Annotated in this window: 18 protein-coding genes, 1 tRNA gene, 1 other RNA gene and 1 pseudogene; 13 read left to right on the forward strand and 8 right to left on the reverse strand. The window is 57.1% G+C overall.

Annotated features, from left to right (window positions below):
• Position 1: 1 nt before the first annotated feature.
• A complete protein-coding gene (locus WG934_RS00935; protein WP_339988324.1) occupies positions 2–1,549 on the forward strand; it encodes an AMP nucleosidase in 1,548 nt (515 codons plus the stop codon).
• Here the strand turns inward: WG934_RS00935 and WG934_RS00940 are convergent.
• On the reverse strand, positions 1,546–3,012 hold the full coding sequence (locus tag WG934_RS00940; protein ID WP_339976637.1) for a SulP family inorganic anion transporter: 1,467 nt from the start codon (positions 3,010–3,012) through the stop codon (positions 1,546–1,548). The two genes, WG934_RS00935 and WG934_RS00940, sit on opposite strands and share 4 nt — an antisense overlap.
• A 78-nt stretch (positions 3,013–3,090) precedes the next feature.
• Here WG934_RS00940 and WG934_RS00945 point away from each other — a divergent pair, with 78 nt between their 5' ends.
• From WG934_RS00945 to WG934_RS00960, 4 genes are all read left to right on the forward strand, one after another.
• Positions 3,091–3,303 (forward strand): heavy-metal-associated domain-containing protein, encoded by a 213-nt coding sequence (locus WG934_RS00945; protein WP_339976639.1) that lies wholly within the window; start codon positions 3,091–3,093, stop codon positions 3,301–3,303.
• Positions 3,304–3,313: 10 nt separating this feature from the next.
• Positions 3,314–5,548, forward strand: a complete 2,235-nt coding sequence (locus WG934_RS00950) for a heavy metal translocating P-type ATPase (protein ID WP_339988325.1) — start codon at positions 3,314–3,316, stop codon at positions 5,546–5,548.
• A gap of 168 nt (positions 5,549–5,716) precedes the next feature.
• Entirely contained in the window at positions 5,717–6,052 is a 336-nt protein-coding gene (locus WG934_RS00955; protein WP_339988378.1) for a metal-sensitive transcriptional regulator, read from the forward strand.
• Positions 6,053–6,132: 80 nt separating this feature from the next.
• Positions 6,133–6,221: transfer RNA gene (locus WG934_RS00960), tRNA-Ser, on the forward strand.
• Positions 6,222–6,274: 53 nt separating this feature from the next.
• Here the strand turns inward: WG934_RS00960 and WG934_RS00965 are convergent.
• The 6 genes from WG934_RS00965 to WG934_RS00990 all read right to left on the reverse strand — a co-directional run bounded on the left by WG934_RS00965 (position 6,275) and on the right by WG934_RS00990 (position 12,731).
• On the reverse strand, positions 6,275–7,330 hold the full coding sequence (locus WG934_RS00965; protein WP_339988327.1) for a zinc-binding dehydrogenase: 1,056 nt from the start codon (positions 7,328–7,330) through the stop codon (positions 6,275–6,277).
• 3 nt (positions 7,331–7,333) lie between these two features.
• Positions 7,334–7,996, reverse strand: a complete 663-nt coding sequence (locus tag WG934_RS00970) for an HAD hydrolase-like protein (protein WP_339988328.1) — start codon at positions 7,994–7,996, stop codon at positions 7,334–7,336.
• Between the two features lie 30 nt (positions 7,997–8,026).
• A complete protein-coding gene (gene phnE / locus WG934_RS00975) occupies positions 8,027–9,688 on the reverse strand; it encodes a phosphonate ABC transporter, permease protein PhnE (RefSeq protein ID WP_339988329.1) in 1,662 nt (553 codons plus the stop codon).
• Complete coding sequence (gene phnC / locus WG934_RS00980) at positions 9,689–10,504, reverse strand: phosphonate ABC transporter ATP-binding protein (RefSeq protein WP_339976661.1); 816 nt, start codon at positions 10,502–10,504, stop codon at positions 9,689–9,691. It lies immediately after the preceding gene.
• 27 nt (positions 10,505–10,531) lie between these two features.
• Positions 10,532–11,458, reverse strand: coding sequence for a phosphate/phosphite/phosphonate ABC transporter substrate-binding protein (locus tag WG934_RS00985; protein WP_339976663.1), 927 nt, complete (start codon positions 11,456–11,458; stop codon positions 10,532–10,534).
• A gap of 148 nt (positions 11,459–11,606) precedes the next feature.
• Entirely contained in the window at positions 11,607–12,731 is a 1,125-nt protein-coding gene (locus WG934_RS00990) for a TIGR03364 family FAD-dependent oxidoreductase (protein ID WP_445228163.1), read from the reverse strand.
• A gap of 160 nt (positions 12,732–12,891) precedes the next feature.
• Between WG934_RS00990 and WG934_RS00995 the strand changes: the two are divergent.
• From WG934_RS00995 to recR, 8 genes and pseudogenes are all read left to right on the forward strand, one after another.
• Positions 12,892–13,086: pseudogene (locus WG934_RS00995) on the forward strand (GntR family transcriptional regulator); the annotation flags it as partial.
• A 9-nt stretch (positions 13,087–13,095) separates the two neighbouring features.
• Entirely contained in the window at positions 13,096–13,644 is a 549-nt protein-coding gene (locus tag WG934_RS01000; RefSeq protein WP_339988379.1) for a GntR family transcriptional regulator, read from the forward strand.
• 111 nt (positions 13,645–13,755) lie between these two features.
• An RNA gene (ffs, locus tag WG934_RS01005) (signal recognition particle sRNA small type) lies at positions 13,756–13,850 on the forward strand.
• Between the two features lie 215 nt (positions 13,851–14,065).
• On the forward strand, positions 14,066–15,337 hold the full coding sequence (locus WG934_RS01010) for an aminotransferase class I/II-fold pyridoxal phosphate-dependent enzyme (RefSeq protein ID WP_339976666.1): 1,272 nt from the start codon (positions 14,066–14,068) through the stop codon (positions 15,335–15,337).
• 19 nt (positions 15,338–15,356) lie between these two features.
• On the forward strand, positions 15,357–16,184 hold the full coding sequence (locus tag WG934_RS01015; protein WP_339988333.1) for a hypothetical protein: 828 nt from the start codon (positions 15,357–15,359) through the stop codon (positions 16,182–16,184).
• A gap of 51 nt (positions 16,185–16,235) precedes the next feature.
• Positions 16,236–18,740, forward strand: a complete 2,505-nt coding sequence (locus WG934_RS01020; RefSeq protein ID WP_339988335.1) for a DNA polymerase III subunit gamma and tau — start codon at positions 16,236–16,238, stop codon at positions 18,738–18,740.
• 75 nt (positions 18,741–18,815) lie between these two features.
• Complete coding sequence (locus WG934_RS01025) at positions 18,816–19,145, forward strand: YbaB/EbfC family nucleoid-associated protein (protein ID WP_339976670.1); 330 nt, start codon at positions 18,816–18,818, stop codon at positions 19,143–19,145.
• Positions 19,146–19,149: 4 nt separating this feature from the next.
• Positions 19,150–19,788 (forward strand): recombination mediator RecR, encoded by a 639-nt coding sequence (gene recR, locus WG934_RS01030; protein WP_339988337.1) that lies wholly within the window; start codon positions 19,150–19,152, stop codon positions 19,786–19,788.
• Here recR and WG934_RS01035 read toward each other — a convergent pair.
• On the reverse strand, positions 19,781–21,322 hold the full coding sequence (locus tag WG934_RS01035) for a DUF418 domain-containing protein (RefSeq protein ID WP_339988339.1): 1,542 nt from the start codon (positions 21,320–21,322) through the stop codon (positions 19,781–19,783). The two genes, recR and WG934_RS01035, sit on opposite strands and share 8 nt — an antisense overlap.
• Between the last annotated feature and the right edge of the window lie 5 nt (positions 21,323–21,327).

A 21,327-nucleotide genomic window follows, 5' to 3' on the forward strand; every position in this document is an offset into this window, starting at 1 on the left:
CATGAGCGACGCACGCACGACACATACTGACCTGTTCGAGCTGGCACCGTTTCAGCCGACCGAAGGTGAGGGGCATTTCTTCTCGGATCCCGCTGCTGCGGTAGCGCGGCTACAGGAAATCCATAAGGCGAACATGGCGTTTTTGGTGCGCCAGTACGAAAGTGCATGTCAGGCAAAGGCTCGGAATGAGAGCATTCCTTCCTCGATTCGCGCGTGCTACCCCGAGCTGCGATTCACCGTCGACGAAGTCGGTGAAGTAGATGCGTCGTTGTCGCATGGTTTCGTCGATAGGCCGGGCATTTATGCGGCGACCATTACGCGGCCAAAAATGTACGAACGCTACCTGATGGAGCAGATCGAGAGTCTGCTGGCCAATCATGGTGGCGAGGTTGAGGTGCGGGTGTCGGAGCAGCCGATTCCGTTGCGGATGTGTCGTGGCTTCAACGAGGCGGCCGAGCGTGCGACTGAGTTGATTGGCGAGTCTTTCACTGCAGCAGATATTTCTGCAGTCGAGCGTTGTTTTACGCCTATTGACTCCGCATTTATCGACGACACCGTCGCCGATGGTGAGGCAGACTTCTTGAACCTGCCCATCAAGCCACTCAGCCTCTTTAGTGCCCCGCGCGTGGATCTAGCGCTGCAGCGTCTTGAGCATTATGCAGGGTCGAATGCGAGCCACATCCAGCGGTTCATTCTCTTCACCAACTACCAACTGCACACCGACGTCTTTCTGACGTACGCTGCCGAGCTCGCCCCGGACAATAAGCACGGGTACACGGAACTCGTATGCCCTGGTGACATGCGTTTCCCAATTGGGGAAGTGCCGAGTGCGGAGGTGTGTCGTCGTCACGCGCATGCGTCGCAAATGCCTGCGTACCACTTGGTTCGTGAAGATGATTGCGGTGTCAGCATCATCGATATTGGCGTCGGTCCAAGTAATGCGAAGACCATTACGGACTGCCTCGCTGTGCTGCGTCCGCACTGTTGGATGATGGTCGGCCACTGCGCCGGCCTCGATGGCCGCATGCGCATTGGTGACATGATTCTCGCGAATGGCTATGACCGCGCCGACGGCATTCTCGATGAGATTGTGCCGTTGGAGAAGCCAATTCCGCCGATCGCAGAGGTGCAGATGGCGGTGACGGATGCTTTGCGACGAGTGTCGGGTCTCGACCGCGATTCCCTCAAGAAACGACTTCGGACAGGCACTGTGCTGTCTACGTCGGACCGGAACTGGGAATGGCGGGCGCAGTCGGATATTTATCGTGACTTGCAGAAGTCCACGGCGATTGGCGTAGAGATGGAGTCAGCAACCATCGCTGCGAATGGCTACCGATTCCGGGTGCCATATGGCGCGTTGCTGAGCGTCTCTGACATGCCACTGCATGACCAGCCGAAACTGCCACGTTCGGCACGCCGGTTCTACCAGGCGTCGAAGATGGAGCACCTGATGTCGGCGGTGCAGGCCTGCGAGCTGATGGCCGAGAACCCAGATCAGTTGCATTCACGTAAGTTGCGCAGGCCGGTTGGGGAAGTGGCGTTTCGCTAGTTCAGCTGCCCGGTCAGCTTCTGTAGGCGAGCCAGGCTCGGCCCGTCAAGGCCGATGATCTCGACGCTCGTGCCACGTTCTTCGAACTTTCGGGTCACGGAGTCGAGCGTCGCAACGGTCGAGGCGTCCCAAATCTCAGCGCCGGTGAGGTCGATGACCACATGCTTTGCAGCATGTGCGTAGTCGAAGCTGTACACCAGGTCGTTGCTGGATGCGAAGAACAGCTGGCCCTTGATCGAATAGGTATCTACGCCGTCAGCTTCATGCTTTTCGACGTCCGCCAAGTGCGCAACCCGTCGCGCAAACATCACCATGGCCGTGATGACACCCAGGATGACACCCACCGCGAGGTTAGTGAACAAGGTCGCAATCACCGTGGTCAGCATGACAGCGGTTTCGCTCCACGGCATCAGTCGAAGCGTGCGTGGGTGAATCGAATGCCAGTCCATGGTGCCGACGGACACCATGATCATGATTGCGACCAGTGCTGCCATCGGGATGAGTCCGACGATGTCGCCCAATGACACAGATAGCAACAGGATAAAGATGCCTGCGAGCAGCGTCGACAAGCGAGTGCGCGCTCCGGATTCGCGGACGTTGATCATCGTTTGGCCGATCATCGCGCAGCCACCCATACCTCCGAAGAGGCTGGTCACGATGTTTGCGACACCCTGACCCCAGCCTTCGCGGGTTTTGTCGGAGTGGACGTCAGTGATGTCGTCGACGAGCTTCGCGGTCAGCAGCGATTCGAGCAAACCCACTAGCGCCATTGCCAGTGCGTACGGGAAGATAATGCGCAGTGTGTCCACATTGAGTGGAACGTTCGGCAGCAGGAGCTCGGGGAAGCTCTGTGGCAATTCACCCTGATCTGCGACGTTTGGCACTGACCAACCGGTCACTAGCACCACGGCGCTGATGGCAAGAATGGTGACAAGCGGTGCGGGGATGACCGTCGTGAAGCGCGGGAAGAACACCATGATCGCAATTCCGGCCGCGACCAGCGGATACACGAGCCACGGCACGCCAATGAGGTGCGGCAGCTGCGCCATGAAAACGATGATGGATAGTGCGTTGACGAAGCCGATCATGACGGAGCGTGGGATGAATCGCATCAGCTTTGCGACGCCGAACACCGCCATGATGATCTGCAGAACTCCGGCAAGCAGAACTGTCGCGAGGAAATAGTCGATGCCGTATTCACGGGCAACGGGTGCAATGACGACGGCGACTGCGCCAGTGGCAGCCGAGATCATGGCTGGGCGGCCACCGGTGAACGCGATGGTAACGGCCATCGTGCAGGACGCGAAAAGGCCGAGGCGCGGGTCGACACCGGCGAGGATAGAAAATGAAATTGCCTCGGGGACGAGTGCGAGTGCCACGACAAGTCCTGCGAGAACTTCCGTGCGGAGCCGCTTTGGCGATGAGAAAGCGAACTTAAAAGACTCGATGATGCTAGTACTCACGCAGTCTCCTGTCTTGGGTCGTAAATGGACAAAGATAAAGATTGAAAACTATACCCAGTGGGGGTATGAATGGGAACTATGAAGACTCAAGAATTTACCGTTCCCGGAATGACCTGTGGCCACTGCGAAGCATCGGTGCGCGAGGAAGTCAGCGAGATCGCTGGCGTTACCGGCGTTGAGGCGGATCGCACGCGTGATTATGTTGCAGTGACCTCGGACGAAGGAATCGACGAAGCTGCCATTATTGCAGCAATCGATGAAGCCGGATACTCAGCGACCCCAGTGAAGTAGGACCGGATCCATGAGTGCACCGAATATTCTCTCCCTCGATATACCCGTGGGTGGTATGACGTGTGCGTCATGTGCGAACCGGGTAGAGCGAAAGCTCAACAAACTCGACGGCGTGACGGCAGTCGTTAATTACGCGACCGAAGCCGCCCACGTCGAAGCCCCTGAGGGGTATGACCCAGAGAAGTTCATCGAGGTCATCGAAGCTGCCGGGTATACCGCTGAGCTGCCGGGGCCGGAGCCTGAATCAGAGCCTGAGTCGGACGCCGAACCAGACGCAGCTGACCCTGAGCTCACCTCTCTCCGGCAACGCGTCATCGGAGCTGCGTGGCTGGCCATCCCGGTAATCATCATTTCGATGATTCCCGCTCTTCAGTTCACCAACTGGCAGTGGTTGTGCTTGGTACTCACCGCGCCTGTGTACGTGTGGGCGGGCTGGCCATTCCATCGTGCGACGTGGAATAACTTGCGTCATGGCGAGACCACGATGGACACTCTCATCACCTTGGGTACCTCCGCTGCGTTCTTCTGGAGTGTTTGGGCCCTCTTCTTCGGCACCGCCGGTACCCCAGGGCTCAAGCATGAGTTCGCGTTGACGGTGTCACACGGACACGATGCCAGCGCAAACATTTACCTCGAAGCTGTCGCTGGCATCATCCTGTTCGTTCTCGCCGGTCGCTACTACGAAAAGCGGGCGAAGCGTCGCGCCGGGCAGGCCTTGCGTGCCATGCTCGATCTTGGTGCCAAGGACGTCTCTATACTTCGCGACGGTCGCGAACACCGCATCCCCGTTTCCCAATTGGAGGTGGGCCAAGAATTTGTAGTTCGCCCTGGTGAGAAGATCGCGACCGACGGTGTCGTGGTGTCCGGTGCCTCCGCTGTTGACGAGTCGATGCTGACCGGCGAATCCGTACCTGTCGAAGTTGCTCCTGGAGATTCCGTCACGGGTGCGACGGTGAACATGTCGGGTCAGATCGTCGTTAAGGCGCAGCGTGTAGGGGCGGAGACTCAGCTCGCGCAGATGGCGAAGATGGTGGAGGACGCGCAGTCGGGCAAGGCTCCTGTGCAGCGTCTCGCGGATCGCATTTCGGGCGTGTTTGTGCCGGTTGTGCTGGTCATTACAATGCTGACGCTGGTGGGCTGGATAGTTGTGAGCGGCGACGTGTCCATGGCCGTCACCGCCGCTGTCGCAGTGCTCATCGTCGCGTGCCCGTGTGCATTGGGCTTGGCGACGCCGACCGCGTTGCTGGTTGGCACCGGTCGGGGCGCGCAAATGGGCGTGCTGTTGAAGGGGCCGGAAGTGCTGGAGCAGACACGGCGGATCGACACGATTGTGCTGGATAAGACAGGCACGGTTACCACCGGCGAAATGCAAGTCACTGGCGTGTACCCCGTGGTGGGAACAGAATCCGATCTGATCGCTCTTGCTGGTGCAGTGGAGTCGGCATCGCAGCATCCAATCGCGCAGGCGATTGCCAAGGCAGCGGGCGATGTTTCCCCAGTCACGGACTTCACCGATCTGCCCGGTCGTGGTGTTCGTGGAACAGTACAAGGCCAGGCTGTTGAAGTATTGCGGGGTGGTGCTGAGGTGGCGGAGTTCGTCGTTAAGCACAGCCTTGACAGTGCACAGACCTGGGCAACTGTGACTGCGGACGGGCGCGTGGTTGGGCACATTGCTGTGGCGGATGCGGTGAAGGAGTCGTCGGCGCGGGCGATTGCACAGCTCAAGGAGCTGGGACTGCGACCTGTGCTGCTGACTGGCGACAATGAGCAGGTTGCACAGCGCGTGGCTGAAGCTGTTGGGATTGGTGCTGGTACGCGCGACGTGATTGCGGGCGTGCTGCCGGAGGAGAAGGTTGCGGAGATTGAACGTCTGCAAGCAGAGGGGCGCGTCGTGGCGATGGTTGGCGACGGTGTCAATGATGCGGCGGCGTTGGCGCAAGCGGACCTCGGCATGGCGATGGGCACTGGCACCGACGTGGCAATGCAGGCTGCCGATGTGACTCTCGTGCGTGGCGACCTGATGGCAGCGGTTGATGCCGTGCGTCTGTCGCGAAAGACCTTGTCGACGATTCGCGGCAACCTGTTCTGGGCGTTTGCGTACAACGTAGCGGCTATTCCGGTGGCAGCACTCGGATTATTGAATCCGATGCTTGCGGGTGCGGCCATGGCGTTCTCGTCGGTATTCGTCGTGGGCAATAGCCTGCGGTTGGGCCGGTTCCGTAGCGTGCATGGTGACGTCGGGTGAATCTGGAGACATTGAGAAATAGCGAGCGGATTGAGGGATAGAGAAGTGGCAAGCGAAGAAATGAACAAGAAGCACAACGACGTCGCCCATGAGAAAGGCGGGTGTTGTGGTGGCAGCTCAGGTGGGGGGATTCAGAAGGTGGACCTCGTAGCGCCGAAGCCATCGGACATGATCGGAGCTGATGCGGCGCGCAATTGTTGTCACTCTGACGATGACGAGCACCCGGATCATGGGTATCTCAGCCAGAAGAAGCGCTATCTGGCCAGGTTGCGTCGTATTGAAGGTCAGGTTCGCGGAATTCATCGCATGGTTGACGAAGAGCAGTACTGCATCGATGTGCTGACGCAGATCTCGGCGGCCAACTCGGCATTGAAGGCGCTTGCGCTGGCTCTTCTTGATGATCACTTGCACCACTGCGTCCTTAACGCAGGCAAGGAAGGCGAAGAACAGCTCGACGAAAAGCTGGCTGAAGCATTCCGGGCTATTTCTCGATTGGCTAAATAGCGACGTCGAGGAGCGCTCCTTTCCCCTTTTTACCTGCTGTTTTGGGTTTCTCCGCCGCTTTAGGTACTCTTTTCTTCGTTGGAGGATTCGACTAGCGGCCTATGTCACACGCCTGGAACGCGTGCGGGAGTCACATCCCTCGTGGGTTCAAATCCCACATCCTCCGCCACATACGCAAAACCCCCGCCAAGGCGGGGGTTTTGTTATTTTTCAGAAAGGCCGTCAGCTGTCGATTCGTATGGCTGTCCGCATCGTTTCGTTAGGTGGCGTGCTGAATGCGCCTGGAACGTCGCTAAGCGCGATCGGCTCGCCGATAACTTCGTCCCAGGGAATCGAGCTTGAAGCGAGAAAATCGACTGCTTGTTGAAGATGACGGGGCTCGTAGTTGTGGACGCCCGTAACTGTGCGCCAGCCACGCACAAGCCACTCCGGGTTGATCTGTGTATTCGGCGAGTCCGCAACGCTTCCCGCCAATACGGCGGTTCCTCCGATATCCAGTGGAGCGAGACACGCTTTCACACCAGCCGGCGTCCCCGAAAATTCTAGTGAGATATCGACCGATTCCGGTAGAGCAGTGGTGGCATACTCGTCCGGAGTCAGCGTTTCAGTAGCACCAACGTCGCGTGCCCAGCGAAGTCGCTCTTCGCTGAGATCGACGGCGATCACTGATGCTGCGCCATCTCGAACAGCGGCCTCAACTGCAATGAGCCCAAGCATGCCAACACCCATGACGACAACACGCTTGTTCTCAAACGTCTGCGCGGAAGTACACGCTGCTTCGCGCACAGCCATGACCGTTGCTCCGGCACAAGCAGAAACGGAAGCAGGAGCGTCAGCTAAGGCATCGGGCACGTCCACAACGAGTTGGTTTTTACGCAGCAGAATGTGGGTGGAATAGGTTCCCGAAAGTGGCCATTTACCGTGAATCGGTTCATGTCCCGTTTTGAGAACCTCCCTGCATTTTGCAGTGCGTCCAGACATGCAGCGATCGCACTGTAAGCACGGTGCGATCACCGAGAATGTCACACGCTGACCTACCACTAGATCGGGATTGCGAGTATCTTGTACGATTCCCACCCCCTCATGCCCCAAGATGCTCGGGCATGGTTGTGAACGGCGACCTGACACCGTGTGGCGGTCTGAACCGCACAGCGTCGACGTCGTTAAGCGAACAAGTGACTCGCCTTCGCCGAGAAGAGGCAAGGGAAGCGCGACAAATTCAAAGTTCGACCCGCCAGCCCAGACTAAGGCGTTGACGGGCTCTGCAGGGAGGGTCATCTCTTAATCCAGGAGGGTGGTGATTTCGGCGGCAGAGGACAGGACATGATCTGCCCCGTATTCCGTGAACTGCGCTGAAGTAAGGTGCCCAGTTAGGACACCGACGCTGGTAACACCGGCACGCTGCGCAGAGAGGACATCTGCCTGGGTGTCACCGGAGCTAATGACCTCGGAAGTGTCAGTGATGTCGAGTTCATTCATCACTCGCTGAATCAACAGGGGCTCTGGGCGGCCGGCGGAAACTTCGTCACCAGCTGCGGAGGCATCGATCATGCCCTTGTCCCAGCCCATGGCAGAGAAAATGAGATCAGTGATCTCGCGGGAGAAGCCGGTGGTCAACGCGACCTTAACCCCACGGCTGCGGAGCTGTTTGAACATCTCCTCAATGCCTGGAATCGGCTCTGGTGGCTGCTCAGTGTACGTACGGGCGAGTTCTTCCCGGAACCACTGCCACGCACGTTCGTGAATCTCGTCTGTGACATCGATGCCACCAACCGAAAGCAGACGACCGATAGCCCAGTGCTTTTCGGTGCCCATGTATTCCTGGAAAGTCTCATCGGAAAAAGCTGCGCCTTCGCGTTCGACCGATGCGCGGAGGACTCGATAGACCTCATCGCGATCGTTCACAGTTGTTCCGGCCATGTCGAAAATGGCGAGTTTGTACATTGAGTTTCCTTCTTTAGAGGTTGGGGATGGCTATCGGACAGCTTTGCGAAGCCACATAGAAAGCGCTTCGACCAGCAGAACCACGATGACCATCAAGATGAGGATGTACGTGACTACATCAAACTGGTTGACACGAGAGGCGTTGAGCAGCTGGAAGCCGATGCCACCGGCTCCGACAACACCCAGCAAGGTGGCAGAGCGAATATTGGTGTCCAACAGGTACAGGGTGTGCGCGACGAACGCGGGCGCCGCCTGGCGGATAGTTGAAGCAAAGAAGATCTGAACTTCGCTGGCACCTGTAGTTCGTACTGCTTCCTGCACATCAACGTTGGTTTCTTCAAGCGAATCTGCAACGAGCTTCGACAACAGGCCGACTGCGCCGAGTGCAAGTGCAAGCGTTCCCGCTACCGCACCCAGACCGGAGATGACAACGAAGATGATCGCCAGAATCAGCTCAGGAATGCCTCGAATCACCACGATCAAGACGCGGAAAAAATTGTGTACCCACTTATTGGCCACAACATTCCGAGCAGCAAGAATGCCGATTGGTAGGGCAAGAATGGCACCGAGGAATGTCGCAGCGAAAGCAATCTGCAGGGTATCGAGCAGAAGCATGAAGATGTCCTCAGCGATACCGCCTGACGACGGTGGCAAGAACAGCCCCAACGTCGAGGGAAGTTCAGCTAGTCCCGTGAAGAATTGAGAAGCCGAAAGGTTTGTTTTCCCGAGGGCCGCGATAGTCAGGACGACGACTACCACGATGGTGAACAAGCGCTGGATACGCGCGAGGTTCCAGGGCGGATTCACAGAGGTAGTGGACGGGGCTGCGTTGTTGAAGAGCTTGTCTGCCCACGAGGATGTCTTTGACGTGGCACCTGACTTGCGCATGATGGCTGCTCGCAGCGCACCTGAGAGAAGCTCAACAGCAATACACAACACCAGCACGACAAATGCGAGCGCCATGCCTTGTCGGTAGTTCATCACTCGCAGGCTGTCCGCGATGGCCATACCAATGCCACCAACACCTACATAACCAAGCAGAACTGAGGTGCGAAGGTTGATGTCAAAGCGGTGCAGAGCAGTTGCGATGAGCTGCGGCAACAGAGCTTGCGGAATCGCTGACCAAATCTGCTGGCCACGGGTGCCACCGATTGACTCAATTGATTCACGCGGGCCGTCGTCAAGCTCTTCGATTGCATCGGAGTAGAGCTTCGCGACCATGCCAACAGAGTGAATACCCATTGCCAAGATGCCGCCGAGTGCCCCGAGACCAAACATGCGCATAAAGATGATTGCGAGTACGAGGTCGGGAATTGCTCGGGCCAGCACGATGACAGCGCGCGATGTCCATTGCACGCCACGACCAGTAGTTGTTGGCCGGGCAGCCCAGAGCGCTACGGGGATGGAAAGGATTACGGACAGGAGCGTCGCCAAGAAGACGATGGCAAGAGTCTCGAAAATCATGCTTGCGAGTTCCGCCGCTGGCGGAAACTCGAGAGGGAACATTCGCGCTACGAAATTGGACGCATTGTCAGCGGATTCGGCCAGCGTAGCGATGTTGATGCCAATTGACTGAACCGACCAGGCACCAACCACCACAAGAAGCAGCAGCACAAGCGAAGCTGCCATGCCGTTGACATTCTTTTTTGGCTTTGGTGGTGCCTGAACAGGAACCCGAGTCAGAGTGCTCATTTATGCCTCCGCAGTAATTGATTCAGCGGGGACAACTGCAACGGACTCATAGATCTCCGTTGCGGTTTCGGCAGACATTCCTTCGGTCGAGCGATCAAAACCAACGCGACCGGACTGGAGTCCGACGATACGGTCAGCGAAATCGATGGCCAACTGAACCTGGTGGAGCGACGCAATGACCGTCAGATTATCTTCGCGACAGATTTGCTCGAGAAGCGTAATGACAGAGTTGGATGACACCGGGTCGAGTGCGGCGACGGGTTCGTCGGCAAGCAGGATCTTTGGATGCTGCATCAAAGCGCGAGCAATGGCAGCACGCTGCTGCTGACCGCCAGACAAAGTATCTGCACGTTGATGAGCGCGATCTGCAAGTCCCACGCGATCGAGGACTTCGAGTGCCTCCTGCTTGATTGCCTTTGGGTACATCATCAAAGACAGACGAGGGCCCTTGAGCGAGCCAAGTGCGCCGGTGCAGACGTTTTCCAGCACAGACATAGGTCCAACGAGGTTGAAAGACTGGAAGATGACTCCGATATCTTTACGGAGGTCACGGAGTTCACGCTTGTTGAGCGTGTCAACGTCCTGACCCAGGACTCGGATCGTGCCCTGTGACGGGGTGTGCAAGCCATTGATGTGGCGCAAAAGGGTGGACTTGCCGGAACCGGACAAACCGAGAAGAACAGTGATTTCTCCAGTGCGGAAACCCAGCTTCACGTTGTCGAGGCCGAGAACACCGCCACCAAAGTCCTTGGTGACATTCTGAATCTGGACGGCATACTGTGCATCGACTTCGCGCTGCAGCTCAGGAGTCAACATGAGGAAAATCCTTCGACTAGATGGTGGCTACGAAACCGCTTCGCAAGCGTCTGCCTTGGTGACCTTGCAGATTTCACGAATGGAATCGAAGTCAGAGTCGTTGACCTCGAGGTATCCCCACTCGATCTCTTCTGGCAGGGTGCAGTCTTCCTCAGACGTGCAGATTCCAGCTTCAACCAGCGCAGGCTTGTTTGCCTTTTCACGGAGCGCCTTGGTGATGATGTCTGCAGTTTCAGCATCGACAGTGTCGGTGTTGACAGCGATCGGGTCTTCGGTGATCGGGTCAGATTCCCAAATCGACTTCAGCGAGCCCTTGTCGACCTGGCCGGACTTCTCAAGCGTAGAGAGCATGGTGTCATGAGCGAATGCAACGTCACAGCCACCGTCGTTCAAGGTGATCAGCGAAGCATCGTGGCCACCGGCCATGATGGCATCCAGGTCGGAATCCATATTGATCTTCTCGTCCATCAGCCCCTTCATTGGCACGAGGTAGCCCGACGTCGAACCTGGGTCGACGAAGCAAACCTTCTTGCCCTTGAGGTCCTTCAGGGACTTGATGTCAGAATCCTTCTTGACGTAGGCGAGAGAGGTGTAAGCAGGAGCCTTAGATTCGTCGCTGGTCGGAGCCGCAATTGGACTAATTGGAACTCCGGAGTCCTTTGCGATGACGTACGAGAATGGGCCATACGAGGCGAGATCGATCTTGCCTGCGCGCTGTCCCTCGATGACCGCTGCGTAGTCAGAGGCGTTCTGGAACTCAACCTTCTTGCCAGTTTCCTTCTCAATCAGCTTGGCAAGGTTCTCGAAGTCAGACTGGAGGGACTGGGAGGATTCAGCGGGAACTGCAGCGAATGTGATGGTGTCATCTCCTGCAGCGTCATTGGAGCCGGAGCCACATGCAACGAGAAGTGGCGCGGTGATTGCGAGTGCGGCGAAAAACTTGGTGAACTTCATGATGGACCCTTCGTGGAGGCGGGGAGGGGGGAGCGGAACAGCGAATAGTCGGTCGGTGGGCGTTCCATACAACAGTGATTCTTGCCTGGAACTTTTAACTTGTCTAGTCGAGTGGCGAGAATTCATATACAAGTAATCCGGTGTTCATTTAGGCTCTGGTTGGGATCTGCCCATTGAGGGCGAGATCGGCTACGCCAAACGACATCGTCATACCAATTCCAGACGTAACTACGAGGACAGTTGTCTGGGGGTCGGGTTGCTCTAGCACCAGGTTTGTTGAGCGGGAATCTGAATAGCGACCCTGCCAGCGCTGAATCACACGTGGATTCTTAATGCCGAAATATTCGGTGGCTTTATCAATGAGAAGTTGAGATTGCTCCTGGTCAATGAAAGGTTCGGGCGAAAGATCGTACTCGTGTGAGTCTCCGATAAAGAGGCCTTCTGTAATGCCCGTTGCCATCAAATTTGCGATGCAGCCGACCAGCTCGGGTTCCCGCTGGGCGAGCTCAGATTTGAGTGCGTCGATGCTGGTCATCGTGGAGAAACCGTCATAGCGGGCAAGGGATGTGCCCGTGAAGAGGGCAATGTCTGAGCGAATGCGTTCAGGTCGCTCAATGAGAGCCATTGTCAGGGTGCAGATGCGAACTTCATGCTCATCAGCTAGTTCAGGGAAGAGTTGAGTGAGGAAGTAATTTGGGCAGCAAATGACGCGCTCAGCTTCGAAGTCGCCGCGGTTTGTGTGTGCGATTCCGTGGGCGGTGCTGCGCACCTCGTGTCGCCAATTGAAGCTGACACCTTGCTCTTCGAGCCAGTTGGCGATACGTGGCGCTGCTTCGCGGGGGTTGACGCGCATGTCGAGCGGCAAATGGGCGCCACCTAGGCAGTTCAGGTCTGGGTTGCCGATTGCGTCAGCAACTGTGGCGGAGTCGATGAGGGTTACCTGTTCGGAACCACGGTGATCTGCGAATTCCTCAAGTACTTGCATTTCGGTTTGGGTCATTGCCGGGATGTAGGTTCCGGATTGGGCGGCCCACAGTCCAGTTTTCTCTGCCGCCTGGAGCCAGCCATTGCGGGAGGTCAGAGCGATATCCTGAACGTCATCAGCCTGACCCGTAAAGCAGGCGTGGCCAAAATTCATGATGGAGGAGCCGACAGGGCGTTCGGATCGGTCAATCACGCGCACTGAAAGACCTTGATTGTGGGCTAGGAAGGCGGTTGCAAGTCCAATGATTCCGCCACCAATGACGATGAGATCTGTTTTCACATCTTCTATTGTGGCTACTTGTATACCCGCATGTCTATACCTGACTAGACAAGTTGGTCAACTGTTAACCAAAATGTAACCTAGTTTGTCTGAGGTTTGATTAAGATAGTAGCGAGATAGACCAGTTTGGCAAACAAATTCTTGGCCCCGGAAAGGCTTGTACAGAGTAGTGTCTAGACGTCAACAGCATCAGGAGATCGCCGCGCATCTGCGGAAACAGATACGTGCCGGTGAATTGGCTCCAGGCTCTGCCATTCCATCGGAGTCAGAGCTGTGCAGACAATTTGATTGTGCGCGGGGCACTATTCGGCAAGCGATCTCGACGTTAAGAAACGAAGGACTTGTTTCATCAGGGCAGGGCCGGCGCACCCGTGTGTTAGACACCGTCCCCACGCAGTCGTTCGATGGTGTTATCTCGTTTTCTCAATGGTGTCAGAATTCCGGTGTTGAGCCTGGTCAGCATACGCAATGGGTAACTCGACGGCGAGCTGGAGCTGAGCTCGCTGCACATCTCGAGATTTCGGATTCAGACCAGATCGTGTCGGTTTTTAGACTGCGATTGATGGATGGCGAGCCAGCAATGGTGGAGCGCCTTAATTACCCGCTCGAAGTTGGCCAACATGTTTTGACGTTTGATACCGATTCCGGTTCTATTTACCGTCACCTCACGGAGTCGGGAGTGGATATCTCATACGCCACGCGAACTATTGACGCTGTGGCTGCGAATACGGAGGACGCAGAGCTTCTTGGAGTGCAAGAGGGAACTCCTTTACTGCGAGTACGTCGTCGAGCGTTTGCTCTCGATGGCACTCCGGTCGAAGCATCTGACGATCGATACCTTTCTCATATGGCCAGCTTCACGGTCACGACAGTGCGAGGTAACCCATCTCCCATTTCGATGGTGACCGCTGGAGAAGAGTAGGGAGGCGGAACTTCGCGCCCCACTTTTCATATGCCTTTTGCTTTACGACGCCCGTCGCCCAAGCTGCCCGCCGAGACTTGGTAGGCCGTCTGCGATGTAGTAGCATCGGAGTCCGGATCCCATGTGGCGTCCATCTCGTGAACTCCCCCAGGGCAGGAATGCAGCAAGGGTCAGCGGGCTCTGGCGGGTACGTGGGGTCCCCTTTTTTGTTTGGGTCCCGTTTCCTCGGTTTCCGGCTTTCTTGGCCTGCTGTGTCAATAATGTGTCATTTGCTCTATCTTTTAGGGTGCAGTGGTTTTTATTTGACGCAGTTCATTCGCGCAGCTCGTCTAGCTACGAGCTCATCCAACTCGCGTCTTACTTTGAACCTCGCAGCCACGTACATGGCAATCCCGATTGTTAGAAGTTAAGGAAGCGTGACATGAAGCTCGATTCGTTTGATTCGCACGAACTCGCTGCTCAGAAGGATGAGCTGCTCAAGCAGTACGAGGACCTGAAAGCTCGAAATCTGAAGCTGAATCTCACGCGCGGTAAGCCTTCCGCAGAGCAGCTCGATTTCGCTAACGACGTGTTGTCCCTGCCTGGGGCGGACTTCACCACTGCTGCAGGCGAAGATGCCCGCAATTACGGCAACGCCGAGGGCATTATCGACATCCGTCAGATCTGGGCAGACCTCATGGGTCTTCCAGTCGAGAACGTGCTGGCAGGCGACGCTTCCAGCCTTAACATTCAGTTCGACCTGATTTCCTGGGCAATGCAGTTCGGCACCCAGGACTCGGAGCGCCCATGGGGCGAGGAACCAGTTCTGAAGTGGATTTGCCCGGTTCCTGGTTACGATCGTCACTTCTCCATTACTCAGCACTTCGGTTTCGAAATGATCACCGTGCCTTTGCTTGAGGATGGACCTGACATGGACATCGTCGAAAAGCTTGTTGCTGCGGACCCGCAGATCAAGGGCATGTGGAACGTTCCTGTGTTCTCGAACCCAACGGGTGTGACGTACTCGGAGGAGACCTGCCGCCGTCTCGCGGAGATGCCAACGGCTGCGCCTGATTTCCGCCTGATCTGGGACAATGCGTATGCGGTGCACACGCTTACCGACGAGTTCCCGGAGAACTACAACGTCATCAAGATGGCGGAGGAAGCCGGTAATCCGAATCGTTTCTGGGTGTTTACGTCGACGTCGAAGATTACGTTGGCGGGCGCGGGCGTGGCGTTTTACATGTCCTCGCGCGAGAACTTGGACGATTACCTGAAGCACTCGAATATTCGTGGCATTGGTCCGAACAAGATCAATCAGCTGGCTCATGCGAAGTTCTTTGGCGATGTGGAGGGTGTGAAGGCGCAGATGCGTCGTCATGCTGGGTCGCTGGCTCCGAAGTTCGAGAAGGTGTTGAGCATTCTGGATGAGCGCCTGTCTGCGTACGGAGTTGCCGAGTGGACGAAGCCTGCTGGTGGCTACTTCATTTCGTTGGATGTCGTTGATGGCACGGCTGCTCGTGTCGTTGAGTTGGCGAAGGAAGCGGGCATTGCGCTGACGGGCTCGGGTTCGTCGTTCCCATTGAAGGACGATCCGAACGATCGCAATATCCGCTTGGCTCCATCGCTGCCTCCGATGGAGGAGTTGGAGGCTGCTATGGATGGCGTCGCTACCTGTGTGTTGTTGGCGGCTGCAGAAAAGCTGTCGGAATAGCGATTAGACTCGGCTCACAATGAATTTCGAAGAGACGAAGTACTGGTACGGTCAGATTTTCCCGGGTGACATGCAGCTTTCAGAGCATGCCGGGCGCGTTTTCGGCGTGGGTCGTTTCGATGTGTGGGGCGACGCGGCTCCAGTGCAGATCGCCGAGTTTTCGGTGAGCGACACTGATTCCGCCGTTGCTACCGCGAATTTGAGTCGAGTTGATTACGAGTTGCGCACGCCTGATCAGCAGGATGTGCGTGTGGAACTCGTGATGGTGGGGTCGAAGGAACTGCCGTTACACGAGATTCTTGCGACCGCTGCGGGCATGATTTCGGAAGCTCCGACGCAGTGGTATCCGCAGCCTGGTCGTGTTCTCACGCATGCGATCACTACGGCGGTGAGCGCGTTGCTCCATGCTGATGATGAAGTTCGTGGCAAGCATGGTTCTGGTGCCAGCGATGATGACGCGGTTGCACCTCTTACTCCCATGGCAGCTCCAGATGCTGCGCAGACTGGTGTTACCACACCACATTTGCTCTGCATCGTGCCGTCGCTGTGGAGCCAGGGTGCCCCGCAGGTGACTGAAGTTCCCGGCCAGGTGTCGATGAGCGTGGGTGATTCGAAGTCACCAGGTGGTCGCATTACGACGATGTCGCAGCTCATCCCCATCACCAACGATGAGGCTGAGTTCTTGGCTCACCATCCATCGGTGACAGCTGCGGAGGGTAGTGCGGAGGCTGATCCGTTAGCGAAAGCTGGCGTGTACTCGATGGCTGCGCAGGATTTGATGCACAAGTTTGTCGCTGCGGGCACTGACCTGCGCGACCTTACGCGTGAGAGTGTCACTGGCCTATAACTGTTCGAACAGTCTCGGTTGGCGTTCCACGCTAACCGGTAGGCTGGGCACGTGGCTCTGTACAGGAAGTATCGTCCGTCGACGTTTGCCGAGGTAGTAGGCCAGCAGCACGTTACCGAACCGCTGTCGCTGGCCCTGGAATCCCGTGATTCTCAAGGTCGGCCTGACCGTATCAATCATGCGTATCTGTTTTCAGGCCCGCGGGGTTGCGGTAAGACGTCGTCGGCACGCATTTTGGCTCGTAGTTTGAATTGCGAGCATGGCCCTACACCCACGCCTTGTGGCAAGTGTGTTTCTTGTCTTGCGTTGGCTGCTGGTGGCCCTGGCAATTTGGATGTCACGGAGCTGGATGCTGCGTCGCACAATGGCGTGGAAGATATGCGCGATTTGCGGGATACGGCGATCATTCAGCCGGCCGAATCACGGTATCGCATTTTCGTGATCGACGAGGCCCACATGATTTCGCCACAAGGTTTTAATGCCTTGCTGAAGATTGTGGAGGAGCCGCCAGAGCATTTGATCTTTATCTTTGCGACGACTGAGCCGGAAAGGGTGCTTCCTACGATTCGGTCGCGTACGCATCATTACCCGTTCCGTTTGTTAACCCCGAATGATATGCGTGGCTTGTTGCAGAGCGTAGTCGCGCACGAGGGCGTGCATGTGGCGGATGATGTGTATCCGCTGGTGATTAGCGCGGGTGGTGGTTCGCCACGTGATTCGTTGTCCGTGTTGGATCAGCTGGTGGCGGGTGCCGGCCCGGATGGCGTGACGTATGAGGTGGCGGCGCCACTCCTGGGCGTGACAGAGGAAACGTTGCTGTCGGAGTCGGTCGATGCGTTGGCGTCGGGCGATCGTGCTGCCATTTTCGATGTCATTGATCGGGTTGTTCAGTCTGGTCAGGATCCAAAGCGGTATGCAGAGGACATGCTGAAGCGCGTGCGCGATCTGCTTGTATTGTCGGCGCTTCCGTCTGCGCAGGAACAGGGGCTGGTGGACGTTCCGGCTGATCTGGTGCCTGTCCTTATCGAGCAGACGAAGGCAGTGCCTGTTGGCACGCTGACTCGATTCGCCCAAGTACTGAACGATGGTTTGTCTCGTTTCCGGGGCGCTACCTCGCCGCGGCTGCTGCTTGAAGTGATGTGCGCACGCATGTTGCTACCTGCTGCCGAGGATTCGGTAGAGGCGCTATGGCAGCGTGTCGAGGCTCTGGAACGGGGAATTCCCGCCGGTGGTGGGGCAAGTGCGGGTGCATCTCCGGCTGCTTCACAGGCTGCAGGATTCGGCGCCAAGGAAGAGCCAGAATCTTCAATGCCATCGATGGATGATGTGCCGACTGTCGACGAAAACGGTCGACCATTGTCGGCGTTGCAGCGTGCTCGGTTAGCTCGTCAGCGTCAGCAAGGCGGTGCAGCGGAGACTCCTAAGCCAGCTGCCCAGCCAGCTCCTGAGCCGGTGCCAACTCCTGAGCCAAAGCCAGCGCAACCAGCCCAGACCGCTCAATCAGAGCAGCTGCGAAAGTTGGCGGAGGCTCGGGAAGCAACCAAGCGGATGCAAGAGTTGGCGCGCGAACAGGAGCGTGCCGAGCGCGAACGCATGGCAATGGAGCGCGAAGCCGCAACTCGTCGTGCCGATGCGGGCGAGGCTGCTGAAATTGTCACGGAAGCAGCAGCAGAACCAACAGAAGCACCAGAAGAATCAGCAGCAGAAGTAGAGGCCGTCGCTCCAGTTCAGCCCGCGCTGACTATTGACGATATTCAGGCAACCTGGTCTGACATTCTGGCCGCAACGGATGGTGAACATGCCATGCCTGTTCGTGTTCTTGCAGCTCAGGCACGCCCCCTATCATTGGATGAAGCCAATAATCTGTTGGTCATCGCGCATCACACGGGAGCGTTGGCGAATCGCCTCAACGCCCCCGAGTATGCAGCGACCTTGGCTCGCGCGATCCAGCAGCACCACCACATCGATGTCCGCGTGCAGTGCCAAGTTGGTACGCGAGCCCGCGATCATCAGGCACCATCGACGACTCCTCCTGACGACGAACCTTCAAGAACTCAACCCGCCGCCACGCGGGAAGTGATGCCGGAAGGACTGCGTCGTCAAGTAGAGGCAGTGCGGAAGCAAGCGGCGGCTGCTGAGGCGCAACCCGAGCAGAACCCGATGCCGGCGCAGTCGGCAACTCCAGCGCAGTCGGCGGAGAAAATGCCGCGGTATAAGCAGATTCTGGAGCGTCGGCGTCAGCAGGCGGAGGCAGAGCGGGCTCAGCAGGAGCAGAGTCATGAGGCGAGGTTGCGCAAGATCGCTGAGGCGAAGGCGCGCGCTGGGCAGCCAGCGGACGATGGAGTGCCGCTGCCACCAGAACCTGTCGATGACGTGCCACCTGATGACTACGGCTACGAGCAGCCCGTCGCTGAGCCACCGGTAGAAACATCAGCTGGCGATGAGGAAGCCGAGATGATCGCAGCGGCTCAGAACCCTGGCCAGTTGGACCACCGCGACATGAAGGAAGTTGTCATGGAGCTGTTGGAGCGGGAGCTCGGCGCGAAACCGATGTAGCAAGCGCGCCCTCGCACCAAATCCGCGAGGGTCGCTAGAATCAGCAGTTAAAAGCAGCGAAAGTTAGGAATTACAGTGACTCAGCCAGATATGAACGCAATCCTTCAGCAGGCTCAGCAGATGCAGGCGCAGTTGCAGGCAGCTCAGCAGGAAATCGTTGCCACCACCATCGAGGGTGAAGCAGGCAATGGCTTGGTCAAGCTGGCTATGAAGGGCTCGGGCGAGGTTACCAACATCGCTATCGATCCGAAGATCGTTGATCCAGAAGATGTCGAGACCCTGCAGGATCTCGTACTCGCAGCGTTCCAGGACGCAACCTCGAAGGTGCAGTCTCTGGCTGACGAGAAGATGGGTCCACTGTCTCAGGGCTTCGGCGGCCTGGGCGACATGGGCGGCATGTTCTAAAAAATTGTTTGAAGGACCATTACAGGACCTCATCGACGAGTTTTCTCGCCTGCCCGGAATTGGACCTAAAAGCGCCCAGCGCATCGCATTTCACCTGCTGAAAGCAGATCCCGAGGACATTTCGCGCCTCCAGTCTGCGCTCGGCCGGGTCCGCGAGGGCGTCCAGTTCTGTCGCATTTGTGGGAATATTTCCGAGGATGAGGTGTGTCGCTATTGTGGCGACCATCGTCGTGACGCTGGTTTGGTGTGCGTCGTCGAAGAAGCCCGCGATATCCAAGCTATCGAGCGCACCGGTGAGTTCCACGGCCGCTACCACGTGCTCGGTGGCGCGCTTGATCCGCTCGGCGGCATCGGCCCCAATGAGCTCAACGTGCGCACACTTCTGCAGCGCATCGGCGGGGTACTTGACGACGTCGCGGTCGACGGCGAACCCGCGAAGGGGCCCGAGATTCATGAGGTCATCATCGCGACCGACCCGAACACTGAAGGCGAAGCAACTGCGACGTATCTTGCTCGTTTGTTGAAGGACTTTCCGGGTTTGAAGGTCACTCGGTTGGCATCTGGCATGCCACTTGGTGGCGACTTGGAGTTCGTCGACGAGCTGACATTGTCTCGCGCGTTAACCGGGCGATTGACTATTTAACGACGGGGCTTCCCGGGTCAGGGCTTTCAGGGGCAGTACCGTCAGTGCCCCCGCCATTCATGATGCCTTCTTCGCCGTACAAACCCAGCCGGATGGCTTCTTCGTCGGCGGCTGCGGCCTCTGCCTTCGACCGTGCAGGCGGGCGCAATTCGGCGATGGAGTATTGCCCACGCACAGCGTCAATATCGAGAAGATGCTCGAGTGCGCCCCGTCGAATAGCTGCCGAGGAGAGCTGCGAAGCTTCGGGCAGTCGCTCCATCCGGAACCAGTGAATCGCCTGCATCAGCATTTCAGCGGGGCCGAACTGGAAGTGCGTGAAGCGGAACCACAGCGCGGTAATAATCCAGTCGGCGACGGCAATCAGGGCAATGAGGTACATTGCTTGGCCCCACGCCTGGGTAGATGATCCGGAAATATCCAAGTGATCAATGATGGTGTAGCCACTGGTGCCGAGTGGCATGCGGACGAGGTTGACCGCGATGAGCGCTGCCAAGTAGTTGGTCATGGGTGCTTTACCAAGCACACCGACGGTAGCTATCAGTATCTTTTTCAATGGGGTCGACATTGCCACCATGACGATGGATAGATAGGTGATGCACATGATAACGCCAGCAACTGTGTTCGCTGATAGTGCAGAGGCCGTGACTGACTGTTGTACACCTAGTTCGTAATTCGACACGATTTGCCAGTACAGCGCGGCCAATGTCATCGGGATGAGCACCAGCAGCCCCATCGCTGGAATCCATGGCCTTGTTCGCACGAACCAGGGGATTCGGAGTAGCGCCAGGCCGAAACCAACCATTAAGAATCCGGCCATCGACAGTTCCACACTGCCGAATAGGGCTGCTGTAACTGCGAGGGGTGCGCCGATGATCGTAATGGCACGTCGTTGCCATTTCATTGGCAGTAGCAGAAGTGGAATCACAAAAAAGAGCCCGGAGATTGCGAAGCCGATCATGACATTGTCAGGCACTGCGACGGCTAGCGGAATTCCCAATGTAATCAGCATCAAGATGCCTCGGTAAAGCATTTGCTCAGGGAATTTTGCCGCTCGTCGAATTTGCATCCAGACGAAAGCTAATCCGGTTCCAAGAATGAGACCCAGGAGTGGGAAAACGCGATTGAAGACAAACAAGTCTAGAAAGCGAATGACAACGTTTCCGTCGATATCGAAACTCAAGACATCCATGATGGTGCTCATTGCGATGCCAAAGCGCTCCAACGAGCTGGCACTTGCCTGAATCCATCCATCAGCATCTGATACATGTCCAACAACTCGGTCAACTTCAAGTCCCCATAGAGCTGGGAAGGTGCCAAAGAACAGCCCGAGGATGAGGAATCCCCGAAGTACCCATGCTTCTTCGAGCTGGTACGAGGAGTCGATCAGTGCTTTACCGTCGGAGTCGAGGAATGCACGACGATCCATCATCTCGACGAAAGCGGCCTTGAACCGGGCCCACCTGCCATGCAGGAGCCGCCCTGACGACTTTTCGTCGCCAGGGGAGGTAGAACCACCTGGTACATTCCGGTCCATGACTG

It is taken from the genome of Corynebacterium sp. H78, assembly GCF_037572275.1.
Lineage (GTDB): Bacteria > Actinomycetota > Actinomycetes > Mycobacteriales > Mycobacteriaceae > Corynebacterium.

What these genes read in the sequence shown, in the direction of transcription:
- WG934_RS00935 (WP_339988324.1), top strand. Translation starts at nt 2, where the DNA reads ATGAGCGACGCACGCACGACACATACTGACCTGTTCGAGCTGGCACCG.
- WG934_RS00945 (WP_339976639.1), top strand. Translation starts at nt 3,091, where the DNA reads ATGAAGACTCAAGAATTTACCGTTCCCGGAATGACCTGTGGCCACTGC.
- WG934_RS00950 (WP_339988325.1), top strand. Translation starts at nt 3,314, where the DNA reads ATGAGTGCACCGAATATTCTCTCCCTCGATATACCCGTGGGTGGTATG.
- WG934_RS00955 (WP_339988378.1), top strand. Translation starts at nt 5,717, where the DNA reads ATGATCGGAGCTGATGCGGCGCGCAATTGTTGTCACTCTGACGATGAC.
- WG934_RS00965 (WP_339988327.1), bottom strand. Translation starts at nt 7,330, where the DNA reads ATGACCCTCCCTGCAGAGCCCGTCAACGCCTTAGTCTGGGCTGGCGGG.
- WG934_RS00970 (WP_339988328.1), bottom strand. Translation starts at nt 7,996, where the DNA reads ATGTACAAACTCGCCATTTTCGACATGGCCGGAACAACTGTGAACGAT.
- phnE (WP_339988329.1), bottom strand. Translation starts at nt 9,688, where the DNA reads ATGAGCACTCTGACTCGGGTTCCTGTTCAGGCACCACCAAAGCCAAAA.
- phnC (WP_339976661.1), bottom strand. Translation starts at nt 10,504, where the DNA reads ATGTTGACTCCTGAGCTGCAGCGCGAAGTCGATGCACAGTATGCCGTC.
- WG934_RS00985 (WP_339976663.1), bottom strand. Translation starts at nt 11,458, where the DNA reads ATGAAGTTCACCAAGTTTTTCGCCGCACTCGCAATCACCGCGCCACTT.
- WG934_RS01010 (WP_339976666.1), top strand. Translation starts at nt 14,066, where the DNA reads ATGAAGCTCGATTCGTTTGATTCGCACGAACTCGCTGCTCAGAAGGAT.
- WG934_RS01015 (WP_339988333.1), top strand. Translation starts at nt 15,357, where the DNA reads ATGAATTTCGAAGAGACGAAGTACTGGTACGGTCAGATTTTCCCGGGT.
- WG934_RS01035 (WP_339988339.1), bottom strand. Translation starts at nt 21,322, where the DNA reads ATGGACCGGAATGTACCAGGTGGTTCTACCTCCCCTGGCGACGAAAAG.